At 64.3% G+C, this 12,588-nt stretch carries 13 protein-coding genes; 12 read left to right on the top strand and 1 reads right to left on the bottom strand.

Annotated elements, in window-relative coordinates; all coding sequences use genetic code 11:
• The first annotated feature begins 116 nt into the window (after positions 1-116).
• From FJW10_RS22795 to FJW10_RS22745, 11 genes are all read left to right on the top strand, one after another.
• Positions 117-1,463 (top strand): MFS transporter, encoded by a 1,347-nt coding sequence (locus FJW10_RS22795; RefSeq protein ID WP_140832802.1) that lies wholly within the window; start codon positions 117-119, stop codon positions 1,461-1,463.
• A gap of 48 nt (positions 1,464-1,511) precedes the next feature.
• Positions 1,512-3,557: an FUSC family protein gene (locus FJW10_RS22790; protein ID WP_140901727.1), complete on the top strand. Its 2,046-nt coding sequence runs from the start codon at positions 1,512-1,514 to the stop codon at positions 3,555-3,557.
• Positions 3,558-3,562: 5 nt separating this feature from the next.
• On the top strand, positions 3,563-3,772 hold the full coding sequence (locus FJW10_RS22785; protein ID WP_140832806.1) for a DUF1656 domain-containing protein: 210 nt from the start codon (positions 3,563-3,565) through the stop codon (positions 3,770-3,772).
• Positions 3,769-4,611: an HlyD family secretion protein gene (locus tag FJW10_RS22780; protein ID WP_140901726.1), complete on the top strand. Its 843-nt coding sequence runs from the start codon at positions 3,769-3,771 to the stop codon at positions 4,609-4,611. Before FJW10_RS22785 ends, FJW10_RS22780 begins: the two co-directional genes overlap by 4 nt.
• Before the next feature lie 424 nt (positions 4,612-5,035).
• Complete coding sequence (locus tag FJW10_RS22775; RefSeq protein WP_246674349.1) at positions 5,036-5,884, top strand: amino acid ABC transporter permease; 849 nt, start codon at positions 5,036-5,038, stop codon at positions 5,882-5,884.
• Entirely contained in the window at positions 5,881-6,645 is a 765-nt protein-coding gene (locus tag FJW10_RS22770) for an amino acid ABC transporter ATP-binding protein (protein WP_181177628.1), read from the top strand. The genes FJW10_RS22775 and FJW10_RS22770 overlap by 4 nt, the downstream gene beginning before the upstream one ends.
• Before the next feature lie 39 nt (positions 6,646-6,684).
• The gene (locus FJW10_RS22765) at positions 6,685-7,548 is read left to right on the top strand and encodes an ABC transporter substrate-binding protein (RefSeq protein WP_140901723.1); all 864 of its coding nucleotides are present in this window, start codon (positions 6,685-6,687) and stop codon (positions 7,546-7,548) included.
• 5 nt (positions 7,549-7,553) lie between these two features.
• Complete coding sequence (locus FJW10_RS22760; protein ID WP_140901722.1) at positions 7,554-8,381, top strand: GntR family transcriptional regulator; 828 nt, start codon at positions 7,554-7,556, stop codon at positions 8,379-8,381.
• Between the two features lie 44 nt (positions 8,382-8,425).
• Positions 8,426-9,118, top strand: a complete 693-nt coding sequence (locus FJW10_RS22755; protein ID WP_181177627.1) for a BtpA/SgcQ family protein — start codon at positions 8,426-8,428, stop codon at positions 9,116-9,118.
• Positions 9,115-9,627 carry an ureidoglycolate lyase gene (locus FJW10_RS22750; protein WP_140901720.1) on the top strand — a complete coding sequence of 171 codons (513 nt, stop codon included), beginning with the start codon at positions 9,115-9,117 and terminating at the stop codon, positions 9,625-9,627. The genes FJW10_RS22755 and FJW10_RS22750 overlap by 4 nt, the downstream gene beginning before the upstream one ends.
• Complete coding sequence (locus FJW10_RS22745; protein ID WP_181177626.1) at positions 9,624-10,556, top strand: carbohydrate kinase family protein; 933 nt, start codon at positions 9,624-9,626, stop codon at positions 10,554-10,556. The genes FJW10_RS22750 and FJW10_RS22745 overlap by 4 nt, the downstream gene beginning before the upstream one ends.
• A 100-nt stretch (positions 10,557-10,656) precedes the next feature.
• On the opposite strand, the gene FJW10_RS22740 is transcribed toward FJW10_RS22745, so the two are convergent.
• A complete protein-coding gene (locus FJW10_RS22740; protein WP_140901718.1) occupies positions 10,657-11,055 on the bottom strand; it encodes a hypothetical protein in 399 nt (132 codons plus the stop codon).
• Between the two features lie 527 nt (positions 11,056-11,582).
• On the opposite strand from FJW10_RS22740, the gene FJW10_RS22735 reads away from it, so the two are divergent.
• Positions 11,583-12,539, top strand: coding sequence for a helix-turn-helix domain-containing protein (locus FJW10_RS22735; RefSeq protein WP_140901717.1), 957 nt, complete (start codon positions 11,583-11,585; stop codon positions 12,537-12,539).
• The last annotated feature ends 49 nt before the right edge of the window (positions 12,540-12,588 follow it).

Raw genomic sequence — 12,588 nt, 5'->3', positions numbered from 1 at the left:
TCTATATCGGCGAGACAACATGATCGATCCGTTGTATCCGGACAGATCCGTTCTCACCAAGTCTCCGTTCTCAACACGGGGGACCGGCCTCGGCCCGTTCCCCCAAGGTGTTTTCGATGTCCGTTGCCTTCGACGCAGTGCCAGCAGCTTCTCCCGCCAATCCCCGCTCCAGGGTGATCCTGGCGAGCCTCATAGGCACCACGATCGAGTTCTATGACTTCTACGTCTATGCCACGGCGGCGGTGCTGGTATTCCCGCATCTGTTCTTCCCCGCCGGCAACGACACGACGGCGCTGCTCGCCTCCTTCGCGGTGTTCGGCGCGGCCATGATCGCGCGGCCGCTGGGCGCGATCTTCTTCGGCCATCTCGGCGACCGGCGCGGCCGCAAGATCACGCTGGTCGGCGCGCTGCTCACCATGGGGCTGGCGACATTCCTGATCGGCCTGCTCCCGACCTATGCGAGCGCCGGATGGCTGGCGCCGGCCCTGCTGGTGGTGCTGCGCCTCGCTCAGGGTTTTGCCCTCGGCGGGGAGTGGAGCGGCGCAGCGCTGGTCGCGACCGAGAATGCGCCGAAGGGCAAGCGCGCCGTCTACGGCACTTTTCCGCAGTTGGGCGCGCCGATCGGCTTCATCATCGCCAATGGCCTGTTCCTGATCATCGCCGCCATGCTGCCTTCGGACGATCCCTCGCGTCCGTCCCTGGCCTTCCTGTCCTGGGGCTGGCGCATCCCGTTCCTGTTTTCGCTGATCATGGTGGCCATCGGCCTCTGGGTGCGGCTGAATCTCGTCGAAAGCGCCGCCTTCGACAACGCCGTGCGCGCGGGCAAGGTCAGGAAGCTGCCGTTGGCCTCGGTCATCAACACGCATTGGAAAGAGCTCGTCCTCGGCACGTTCTACATGCTTGCCACTTACGTCCTGTTCTACCTGATGACGACGTTTTCGCTGAGCTACGGCCGCGCCGCGCCCTCGGCCGCCGTGCCCGGCCTCGGCTACGGCTACACGACCTTCGTGCTGATGATGATCATAGGCGTGGTTTTCTTCGGCGTCTTCACCATGGTCTCGGGGCCATGGGCCGACCGCTGGGGCCGACGCCGCACGCTGATCTGGATCACCATCGCCATCGCTATCTTCGGACTGTCGTGGGTGCCGATGCTCCATGCCGGAACCGTCGGCGTCATGGCTTGGCTCATCATCGGCTTCAGCCTGATGGGCATGACCTTCGGCCCGATGGGAGCGCTGTTGCCTGAACTTTTCCCGGCCAATGTGCGCTACACCGGCTCGGGGATTTCCTACAACGTGTCGTCGATCCTCGGCGCCGCGGTCGCGCCTTTCATCGCCGTGGCGCTGTGGAGCAAGGGCGGCGGGCCTCTCTGGGTCGGCGTCTATCTCTCGGCGATGGCGGTGCTCACGCTGGTCGCTCTGCTGATCGGGCGCGAAACCAAGGATGTCGACATCAACCGCTAGCCAACCGTGGCGCCCGCCAGTGAGGAGGCGGGCGCGAGAGCCAAATCCATGACGCTTCCCTCCTGGCAAGACTGGCTGTTTTCGATCAAGGCGTTCCTCGCCTCGATGCTGGCGCTCTATATAGCGCTTTCGTTCGACCTGCCGCGGCCATACTGGGCCATGGCCGCCGTCTATGTGGTGGCCAATCCGCTCGCCGGCGCGACCTCGTCCAAGGGGCTCTACCGCGCGCTCGGCACGCTGATCGGCGCGGCCGGGGCCGTCCTGCTGTTGCCGACCTTCGTCAATTCGCCGCTCTTGATGAGCATCGCCGTGGCGCTGTGGACAGGGGTTCTGCTCTACATCTCGATGCTCGACCGTACGCCGCGCAGCTATGTCTTCATGCTCGCCGGCTATTCGCTGCCGCTGATCGCGCTGCCGGCCGTCGACTCGCCCCAGACGATCTTCGACATCGCCTCGGCCCGCAGCCAGGAGATCATCCTCGGCATCGTCTGCGCCAGCGTGGTCGCGCAGCTGGTATTCCCGATCGGGCTGTCTTCATTGATGTCGTCGCGTATCTCCAGTTGGCTGGGCGACGCCGCCCAGTGGGCCGGTGAAATCCTGCGAGGCGAGGGCGCTGCGCGGCCGGCGCCTCCGGTCCGGCAGAAGCTGGCATCCGACATTTCCGGCTTCGACATCCTCATCAGCCAGCTCGGATACGATCACCAGACGCACGGGCTTACGCGGCAGGCGCGGCAATTGCGCGGGCGTCTCATGCTGCTGCTTCCCCTGCTCTCGTCGCTCGATGACCGGCTTCATGAACTGAGATCGCAGGATCGGGTGCTGCGCGACGATCTCATCGCCCTGCTCGACGACGTCGGGTCCTGGCTGCAGGCCGTGGCCGATCCGGATCGCGCCGTCGCGCTGCGCTCGCGCATCGCCGATCTGCGTCCGCCTGCCTATGCCGTCGACTGGAAGAGCCTGATCCTCGACAGCGCCTTAGCCAGGCTGCGCGAAATCGTCGATGCATGGCACGATTGCCTCGTCTTGAAGAAGCAGATCGCGACCGGCGAATCGAGCGGTGAAAAGCTTGCTTTCCGCCGGCGCCGGACCTTCTCGCGCACCCGCCATCACGATTATGGAATGCTGTCCTTCTATGCCGCTTCGGTGATCCTCGCCGTCCTGATTGCCTTCGCCCTGTGGATCTACTCGGGCTGGACCGAAGGCTCCGGATTCGTTCTCATGGTGGCGGTCGCCTGCTTATTCTTCGCGGCGACCGACCGGCCCGCGCCGCTTCTCCTGTCGATGTTCATCTGGTGCACGGTGAGCCTGGTGGTCACCGCGGCCTATCAATTTGCCATCCTGCCCTCGATCCAGAGCTTTCCGTTGCTGGTTCTCGTGCTGGCGCCACCGTTCCTTGTGCTAGGCACCATCATTCCAAGGCCTCAGTACAACATGCTGGCGATGCTGCTCACCGTTAACACCGCGTCGTTCATCGCGCTCAGCGACAGGTTTTCCGCCGATTTCACCTCCTTCGCGGGCGGCGGGCTCGCTGCCTTGGCCGGCGTCGGTTTCGCGCTTGTGTGGACGCTGGTGGTCCGGCCTTTCGGCGGCGAGATCGCCGCCCGGCGACTGGTGCATGCCGGCTGGTCCGACCTTGCCCAGCTTGCCGCGGGCGAACGCGCCGAGGACCAGCGCAGGCTCGCGGGGCGCATGCTGGATCGCCTCGGGCAACTCGTTCCCCGGCTCGCATCCATGGAAAACAAGGAGCTGTCGACGATCGACGGCTATGCGGAAATCAGGCTGGGGCTGAACATCGTGGAGCTGCAGCGGCTGCGCAACCGGCTCACCTCGGCCGAAGGGACAGCGGTCGGCGAGGTTCTGTCGGCCATTGCCGTGCTGTTCAAGGAGCGGCTCCGGCTCGGCGAGCCTGTTGCGGCGTCACCGCGGCTGCGCGAACGTATCGACGCCGCGCTCGCCCTCGTGGCGGGCCGTCAGGCCGCGCCGGCGCGGCGATCCGTCGACGCGCTGGTCGGTCTGCGGCGCGCGCTGTTCCGAAACGCCGAGCCACCCGTTCATTCGACAGTGCCGGAGCCGATGCTCCTGGTAGCGGAGTAGGTCACATGCAGAACGATATCAGCATTGGCGGCGTCTATCTGCCGGGACTTCTGGTCACGATGCTGGCGGCCTTCATCGTGGCGCGGGTCGTCTGGCAGGTGCTGTCGTGGACCGGCCTCTATTCGTTCGTCTGGCACCGGGCGCTTTTCAACCTCGCGCTGTACATCCTCATCCTCGGGGCAATGTCCTCGCTCTCAAATCGGCTGTTCTCATGAAATACCGTCTTCTTCGACTGACCGGCAGGGTCCTCGTCACGGCCGCCGTAGTCGCCGTCGCCTGCGTCGCCGCCTGGAAGCTGTGGGACGACAACATGAACGCGCCATGGACGCGCGACGCGCATGTGCGCGCCGATGTCGTCGGCGTCACGCCGGACGTTTCAGGTCTCGTGGCCGAGGTCCTGGTCAAGGACAACCAGGCGGTCAGGAAGGGCGACGTGCTGTTCCAGGTCGACCGCCAGCGCTTCGCCGTCGCCCTCGCGCAGGCGCAGGCGATGGTCGAGGGCCGACAGGCGACGCTCGACCAGGCGAGGAGAAATCTGGAACGTCTGAAACGTCTGACAGCCTCGGCGGTCAGCGTCCAGCAGATCGAGGAGGCGCAATCGAGCGTGGCCGAGGCGGAGTCGGAAAGCCTGCAGGCAAGCGCTGCGCGCGACCTGGCGCAGCTCAACCTCGACCGCGCGGAAGTCAGGGCGCCCGTCAACGGCATCATCACCAATCTCAGCCTTCGCCCCGGCGACTATGTCACGACGGGAGGGGCGACGATGGCGCTGGTCGACACCGACACGGTCCGCATCGACGGCTATTTCGAGGAGACGAAACTGCCGCGCATCGAGGTCGGCGCCAGGGCGTCGATCAGGCCGATGGGATGGAAGTCGTCGCTGTCGGGCCACGTCGCAAGCATAGCCGCCGGCATCGAGGACCGCGAGCGCACGTCCGGGACGCTGCTGGCGGACATCAACCCGCATATCGTGCTCGACGGCGACGCCGCCACCAAGGCAAGGCTGGTCGTCGGAACCTCCGCGACAGTGACCATCGATCATAAATCGGGCAATTGACGTTCCGCCGTTCGATCCAAGGCAACCCGGGATAAGCGCGCAACGGTTCTCCGCCCCGAATTGCGGCAAAACAAAAACATAGAGCGCTTCGCCGTTTTCGCGAAGCGCTCAAGGCGCGGCCACGGTCTCATAACGCCAAGCCGGGCGGCGGCTTCCTGCCCTCCTTTCCCGAATGCGATCGCGGCGCCCCTGGTTGGGGCCGGGCTTCTCCCGCGCCCGGAATCCCAGCCGCCACGCAAGGCTTGCCGCAAACGCGCACAGAAATGGCCCGCCGAACGTCGCTTGACAGGCTGGTGGCGCTCGCATACGAAGTGAGTTGTAGGCCTAACCATACAACTTGGCTATGAACCATTCGAGATCAACCCCATCGGCTTCGCCACTGCAGCTTCCGGACTTGCCCGGCCCGGATGCTCCACGGCGTGGATTGGCCCATCCGGGACGGTGGATCAGCGCCATCATCGGACTTGCCCTGCTGGCGCTGATTGTCCGGGCCTTCGCCGTGGGCCAGATCCGGTGGGACGTCGTTGGACAGTTTCTTACCGCACGCGTCATCGTCGTGGGGTTTGGCTGGACGCTGCTGATCTCGGCATGCGCCTTGGCCCTGGGCATCGCGCTTGGGTTCGCGTTCGGCATCATGCGCACCGCCGCCAACCCGACCTTGCGGTTTGCCGCATGGCTTTATGTGTGGATTTTTCGCGGCACGCCGGTGCTGCTGCAACTGCTAATCTGGTTCAACATCGGGCTGGTCTTTCCGCGGCTTTACATTCCGGGGCTGATCGACGAGCGGATGGTCGACGTGGTGACGCCTTTCGTGGCGGCGGTGCTGGGGCTTGGCGTCAACGAGGGTTCTTACCTCACGGAGGTGGTTCGTGGGGGTATCGCATCGGTGGATCGCGGCCAGATCGAGGCCGCGAACACGCTGGGCATGACGCCCGGCCAAACAATGCGCAGGATCGTCCTGCCGCAGACCCTGCGGCTCATCCTTCCCGTCCTGGGCAACAGCGCCGTCGGGATGCTCAAATTCTCCTCGCTCGCCGCGACCATCGCCATGGGCGAAATGCTGAACGCGGCGCAGCGCATATACTTCATCAACGGTGCGGTCATCGAGCTGCTTTTCGTGTGCGCCATCTGGTACCTGGCTGGAACCACGATGTTGTCGATCGGCCAGTACTACCTTGAACGGCATTTCGGGCGTGGCGGCAGCTCGGCCGGCAATCGCGGGCCATGGTTCAGGATACGCGCGCCGCGCGCGGTGGCTTCGAGGGAAGCATGAGTCTCGCGGTCAAGGCGGTCGGCATCCGCAAAAGCTTCGATGATCATGACGTGCTGAAGGGGCTCGACCTCGAGGTCAGCTATGGCGAGGTGCTCTGCATCCTGGGCCCCTCAGGCAGCGGCAAAAGCACATTCCTGCGCTGCATCAACCATCTCGAGGTCCCGAATGCCGGCTATGTCTGGGTAGACGGCTCGATCATGGGTTACGAGTTGCGCGCCGGCGTCCTCAACGAGCTGCCGGTGCGTCGCCTGCGCGACCAGCAGCGCCAATTGGGGATGGTGTTCCAGCACTTCAACCTCTTCGCGCATCGCACGGTGCTGGGCAATGTCACCGAGGGGCCCATGGTGGTGCGCGGCCTGCGTCGCGCCGAGGCGGAGGCCCGCGCCATTGAGCTGCTCGATCAGGTGGGCATGGCAGGGCGCGCATCGAGCTATCCCTCGCAGCTTTCGGGTGGACAGAAGCAGCGTGTCGCCATCGCGCGGGCGCTCGCGATGGAGCCCAGCGTGATGCTGTTCGACGAGCCTACCAGCGCCCTCGATCCCGAACTGGTCGGCGAGGTGCTGGAGGTCATGCGCAACCTCGCCAGGGGCGGGACGACGATGATCGTCGTGACGCACGAGATCGGGTTTGCCCGCGAAGTCGCCGACCGCGTGCTGGTGATGATCGACGGCGAGATTCGCGAGACGGGAAAGCCGGAGCAGGTCCTCAGCAAGCCCGGCGATCCGCGCGTCCGAACATTCCTCAGCCGCGTGCTGACCTGAGGTCGGGGCCGCGCACAAGTTCAAAATGGGAGAACTAAAATGAAACCAACGTTTTCGATGATCCAATGCCTTGCCTCGGCCGCACTTCTTGGCCTGGCCGTAAGCAGCCAAGCCGTGGCAGCAAAGGATGAGGCCGCGGCCGCAAAGCTGCCCGATGCCGTGCGCACCCTTGGCAAGCTCAACGTTACCATCAGCCTTGCCTATCCGCCGATGGAATATAACGACGCCGGCTCGACCGACCTCAAGGGCTTCGACATTGATCTGGCAAAAGCCATCGCCGACCGGCTTGGCCTGACGGCCGACTTTCAGAACGTCGACTTTCCGCAACTGATCCCGCAGGTCGTCACCGGCCGCTCCGACCTGATCTTGACGGCCTTCTCCGACAAGGTCGAGCGCCAGACGCAACTGGACTTCATCGACTATTTCAAGACCGGCAACGTCTTCTATTCCACCGCCGAGCTCAAGGACTCCATCAAGGCGGAAGCCGACCTGTGCGGCAAGACCATCGCGGTCGCCACCGGCACCAGCTGGGTCACCTGGGCCGAGGATTTGAGCAAAGCCACCTGCGCCGCGGACAAGCAGATGAGCGTCATCCAGATTCCAACTCAGGCCGAACACATCATGCAGATCAAGCAGGGCCGCGCGCAGGCCTCGATCATCGGCCTGGAAGGCCTGCTCGACCTGATGAAGCAGGAGCCCGGCAAGTTCTACCAGATCGGCGCCGTCGGCGAGATCAACCACTACGGCATTGCCTTCGCCAAGCAGAACGCCCAGTTGCGCGACGCGGTCCTGGCGGCTCTTAACGCTTTGAAGGCGGATGGCACCTATGTCGAGATTCTCGACCGCTACGGCCTGAAGGAGGCCGGCGTGGAGGAATTCACGGTGAACGGCGCGAAAAAGTAGAAACCATGCCCCGATCTGATCCGACCAACCGGTCCACCGCGGATCCGCGCCTCGAAGCGGGGCGCCCGGATTTCGGCCTGTCGCGGCTGCAGCTCGACGCCTATTCGGGCGAACAGCTCTACCGGCAGCTTTACCGGATGCTGCGCGCGGCAATCCTGAGCGGAGATCTTGCCGAGGGGGAGGCCATTCCGTCGGAGAACCAGCTGCGCGACCAGTTCGGCATCGCACGGACCACTGTCCGCAACGCGATGTCGCTGCTGGTTTCGGAAGGTCTGGTGCAGCAGGTCAGGGGCCGCGGGACGATCGTCTCGCACCGGCCGATCAGCCACAGCATCTGGAACTTCGGCAGCTTCACGGAACTGGCTCGACGGCAGGGCCAGCGCCCGGTGACGCGGGTTCTGGAACATCAGGTCGAGGACGGCGAATTGCATCTCGTCCGTGCGCGCGGCCTCGCCACTGGCGAGGCCGTCACCTGGCTGAACATGGATACGTCGTGGCTGAGCCTCGAACTTTATCCCGGCATCGAACACTATGACTTCGCGGCGCAGTCGCTCTACGAGACGCTGCGCCGTGACTATGGCCGCCACCCGATGCGTTCCGAGCTTCTGCTGACGGTCGTGCCACCTTCCGCGCGCCTGAAAGAGGTCTTCGCGAGCGCGCCGGAGGTACCGGGCTATCTTTGCGCCAGCGGCGATGTCCTGGACGGCGACGACCGATTGGTCGAGCGCACGTCGATCGTCTATTCGCCCGCGGTCCAGATGAAATTTGCAACGCGTTGGGGGCGCAGCACTGCGCAACTCCCCGCGCAGCGTGACGCAGGAGAACAGACATGAGCCGCTTCGGCCGAATCTTCGCCGGCCCCAAGCCGATACTCGCCATGCTGCATCTCGCCGGCGAGGGGCGCCAGGGAAAGCTCGATCAGGCCGAGGAAGAGGCACGCATTCTTGCCGGCGAAGGTGTGGACGGGTTGGTTGTCGAGAACTATTTCGGTGACGCGGAGGATGTCGAACGCGCGCTCGACCGCATCTGTGGATTGCGGCTCGGCAGCAGGATCGGCGTCAATGTGCTGCGTGACGATGCAGCCGCCTTTGCGCTGGCCGGCCGCTATCCGGTGGATTTCATTCAGATCGATTCGGTCGCGGGTCATCTGCCGCCCGAGGCTGATGCATCCTTCGCCGCCGAGCTGGCTGCGCACAGGACCGCTGTTCCCGTGCTGTTGCTGGGCGGGGTCCGCTTCAAGTACAAGCCGGTCCTTTCCGGCCGGCCAGAGGTCGAAGATGTCAAGATCGGCGCGGCCCGGTGCGACGCGTTGGTGGTCACCTCGAACGCAACCGCCGAGCCGACGGATCTCGACAAGGTCGCAAGGTTCCGTGCCGCGACGAACGGGTCGGTGCCGCTTGTGATCGGCGCCGGAATGACGGAAGCCAATGCGGCCGAGCAACTGGCCGTCGCCGATGGCGCCATCGTCGGCAGTTGGCTCAAGCGCGACCATCGCGATACCGGTCCGGTCGAGGCAGACCATGTCGCACGCTTCATGCGGGCCGTGCGTTCGGTACGGATCGCCGCATGAGCGCGCCCGGCCACATCGTCGCCCGTCACGCCACCGCGGAGGCTTTCGCGGGTTTCGGCACTGTCTACGACCTCGCCGGCGGTGGCGACCGGAAGGTCGTCTGGACGACCGGCAACGGCTGGGAGGACGGTTTCACCCACAAGCCGCTGATTGACGGCAGCGGCCATCTCGGTATGACCAGTGGCGGCGCCGCGCCATGGCATTGCGCGCAGATGGAGCGGCATCCCGGCACGGAAGAGGCCGTCTTCTGCGCCGATGCGCCCGTCGTCCTGGCCGTGGCGCCGGCTTCCAGGGCTCCGGCGCCACGCCGCGACCAGATCGAAGCTTTCATAATCTCGCCGGGACAGGCGGTGGTCATGGACCGGGGCGTCTGGCACGATGCGTGCCGGGGCCTGACGCGGCCGACCGCCTATTTCTGGATGGCCATCTGCGGACTGGGCGAGAGCCCCTGGGTTCCGGTCGAAGGCGGACCACTGCTCATTACCGCGAATCAGGGACCGGCTGCGTGAGCGCGTTCTTCATCGGCGACGTCGCGCTGGACGAATACTACACCGCCGAGCGCTGGCCAGGTCCGGCGGACAAAGGCATGGTGAACGAACTGCCGGCCGAGATCGGCGGCTCGATCGCCAACGCCGCTGTCGTGCACGCATCGCTTGGCGGCGAGACCGAATTCATCTCGTTGCTGAACGACAGCGCCTTGTCGCGGCGCCTGGTCGGGGACCTACGTGCCAATGGTGTAGGCGTGGCGCATATGCTCACCGATCCAGCAATCGCGGAATCACGCAATCTGATCTTTCTCGTCGGCGGCGAGCACGTCGTGCTGACGGTGGAAATGGGCCAGCAGCCGATGTGGCTCACGCCGGAGACCCTGGGGGCGCTGCGCTCGCCGGGCTTTCTCTACCTGACGCTTTACCGCGCCCGGCGGCTGCGCTGCGGGATTGGCGGCGAGATGCTTGGACAGGCCGAATTGCTGACGGACCTGCGCGCGCATGGTCGCCGCGCCATCTTCGATCTGGACGTCGGTGGTTGCACGCAAGCGGATATGCCGTATCTGACAGGGGCCCAAGTCGTGATCTTCAACCAGGTGGGTTTTCGCGCGGCCTTCGGCCATGACGATATCTCGCGCATCGGCGCCTGGATGCGCATAGCGGACATCGCCTGGGTGGTTCGCACCATGGCGGCCGACGGCGCCGAAGCAAGCAACGGCGGCGACGTCGTGCGCGCCCTCGGCTACCCGGTCGAGGTCGTCGACGTGACCGGGGCCGGCGACACGTTCGGCGGCACGTTGACCTGGTGCCTGTCCCAGGGCCAGGCCTTTGCGAGCGCGCTCGATTTCGCGGTGGCGGCCGCGTCCCGCTCGGTGACGATCCACGGACCACGCGGCGGCAAGGCCAAGGCTGATGAGATCAGCCGCTGGCGCGAAGCGCGGCGTCCCTGACGCGAACTCTCTTGAGCATTTCTCCGGCGTCGATTGGCACGCCTGGTCGTCCGTGGGCGACAATAGCCAACCGTCGGGGGCTTGAACTAAACCCTGCCGCCTAATGCCAAAGGCACACCCGGACGTCCTTCCCGACATAGCATGCGCCTTCACGGCGAAGTTCTCCCCAATCTCCTCCCTCGCCGTGAGTGTCGCGAATATCCCCGTTCGCATAGCCTGCCCAAGAATCTCCGTCCTTGTACACGACGGCCCAGTAATCCTTGGACATTTCGCCGGCCCCACTATGCGTGTCGGGATAGTCGATGCCCGCAAATACCTGATGAGGTCCCTGGATGTTGAAATCGCCGCCCTGTTCGATTTGATAGGAGCATTTTCCGGAGATGCGGGTCTCGCCGTGAACGACCAGCAGGCAGCGGCCCCATTTGTAGCCGCTCGGCAAACGATGCTGCGCGGTGTGCGAAGGCGAAACGGAAAACGCAATTGCCAGGGCGGCCGCCATGGTTCGGCCAGTCAACAGCCGATCCGAAGAGCGATCGGACAATGTTGGATTCCGCCCAGAGCGCATGTCGAACGATCCTCCGCGGGACGATCCCCTGAGGTCATACTATTATCGACCATGGTCGGATTTCTGTCACGCGTATGTGTGCTGCTTCACGACCCGGATATGGATCGATCGAAACGCGTTGATCCGGGCTCGAGGCGTTTTAAGTCCGGCGATCCAGCCCTCCTTCGCTAAAGCTTCGGAGGGCATCCTGTTTCGCGCCAAGGATCGTGCTTATCCTGCGAAGCTCGAAGAGCGAAGCAGGATGGCGGAGAGGGAGGCTATCCCACATCCCTGTCCAACCAAGGCCTTGCATTTCCCAACCGCCTTTCGGCCCCCATTGAAATCACTGGCGTTTTTCTGCGACTTCCCAACCGGAGCGGCCTTGTCAAGGCTATCTGTCAAGGCTTTGAAAATCGCGTCAGACTGGGGCACGCCAGCGCTACGTCCCCTCGCATACGGTTTTGCCAGGGAGGACCCGCGCGGTGAGCCACAAGGCGACCATGTGGGCCATCGCACAGCGCGGCTTGCGGCCGGCTGCAAAGCTGGTGCTCTGGCATCTGTGCGACCGATATCACCCCGACAACGGGTGCTTTCCAAGCCAGGAGACGCTGGCCTACGATTGCGAGCTTTCCCGCTCGTCGCTTAATGACCAGATCGCCGCCCTCGAGGCGGCAGGCCTGATCAGACGCGAGCAGCGCCGCGATGAAGGCACGAACCGACAGCAGTCGACGCGCTACCGATTCGCCTTTGAGGACGATTTCAAAATTCCAGACGGGAATCTTGAAAACTCTTCCAGCGTGGAAGACTTTACGGCCGGGTCTGCAAATTTGCAGACCCGGGTGGAAAACATTCCAGGCGAGAATGTTTTCGACCTCGTTCCCAGCAAGAACGAGGTGGCCGAAAATGTTCCAGCTGAGAACAATATGGGGCCGTGTCCGAATTCCGGACACGGAGCCGTGTCCGAAAATCAGGCCGAGCCGTGTCCGAATTTGTCCCCGAGCCGTGTCCGAATTTCGGACACTAACCTTGTAAGGGAACCTGTAAGGGAACCTATTGAGAGAGAGCGCGCGCAAGAAGATTTCGAGAAAGCTCGTCACGCCTGGCCATCCGGGTTCGCTGACGATCGTAAGACCGCACTGGATGCATGGCTTGCCCTTACGGCCGATGAACGCTGTGAGGCGGTTGCCGAGATCGGCCGCTACGTCAACTCGTTGAAGTCGATCGGCAGAAGCCATGTGCCCAGCTTCGGCCGATACCTCGGTGACAAGAGCTGGCTGGGCCTGGGGCCGCGTGTCCAGCGAACCGAGGCAGCATGCAAGCCAATGCAGCCTGCACCGCCGGCGCCGCCCACCAAGGCCATGCTCGAGCGGCCGGACCTGTATGCTGACAGGATAGCGGCTTGGGAAGCATGGAACGCGTCATCAGGTGCAGCGGCATGACAACCAAGCGGCCTCTCCGAACGTCGGGTCCTCCCTGGCAAAACCGTAT

It is taken from the genome of Mesorhizobium sp. B4-1-1 (assembly GCF_006439375.1).
Lineage (GTDB): Bacteria > Pseudomonadota > Alphaproteobacteria > Rhizobiales > Rhizobiaceae > Mesorhizobium.
The sequence above is the reverse complement of the archived record's forward strand: the minus strand, read 5'-3'. Positions and strand labels throughout refer to the sequence as shown.

Coding starts and splice junctions, on each gene's coding strand:
- FJW10_RS22795 (WP_140832802.1), top strand. CDS start 117: ATGTCCGTTGCCTTCGACGCAGTGCCAGCAGCTTCTCCCGCCAATCCC.
- FJW10_RS22790 (WP_140901727.1), top strand. CDS start 1,512: ATGACGCTTCCCTCCTGGCAAGACTGGCTGTTTTCGATCAAGGCGTTC.
- FJW10_RS22785 (WP_140832806.1), top strand. CDS start 3,563: ATGCAGAACGATATCAGCATTGGCGGCGTCTATCTGCCGGGACTTCTG.
- FJW10_RS22780 (WP_140901726.1), top strand. CDS start 3,769: ATGAAATACCGTCTTCTTCGACTGACCGGCAGGGTCCTCGTCACGGCC.
- FJW10_RS22770 (WP_181177628.1), top strand. CDS start 5,881: ATGAGTCTCGCGGTCAAGGCGGTCGGCATCCGCAAAAGCTTCGATGAT.
- FJW10_RS22765 (WP_140901723.1), top strand. CDS start 6,685: ATGAAACCAACGTTTTCGATGATCCAATGCCTTGCCTCGGCCGCACTT.
- FJW10_RS22760 (WP_140901722.1), top strand. CDS start 7,554: ATGCCCCGATCTGATCCGACCAACCGGTCCACCGCGGATCCGCGCCTC.
- FJW10_RS22755 (WP_181177627.1), top strand. CDS start 8,426: ATGCTGCATCTCGCCGGCGAGGGGCGCCAGGGAAAGCTCGATCAGGCC.
- FJW10_RS22750 (WP_140901720.1), top strand. CDS start 9,115: ATGAGCGCGCCCGGCCACATCGTCGCCCGTCACGCCACCGCGGAGGCT.
- FJW10_RS22740 (WP_140901718.1), bottom strand. CDS start 11,055: ATGGCGGCCGCCCTGGCAATTGCGTTTTCCGTTTCGCCTTCGCACACC.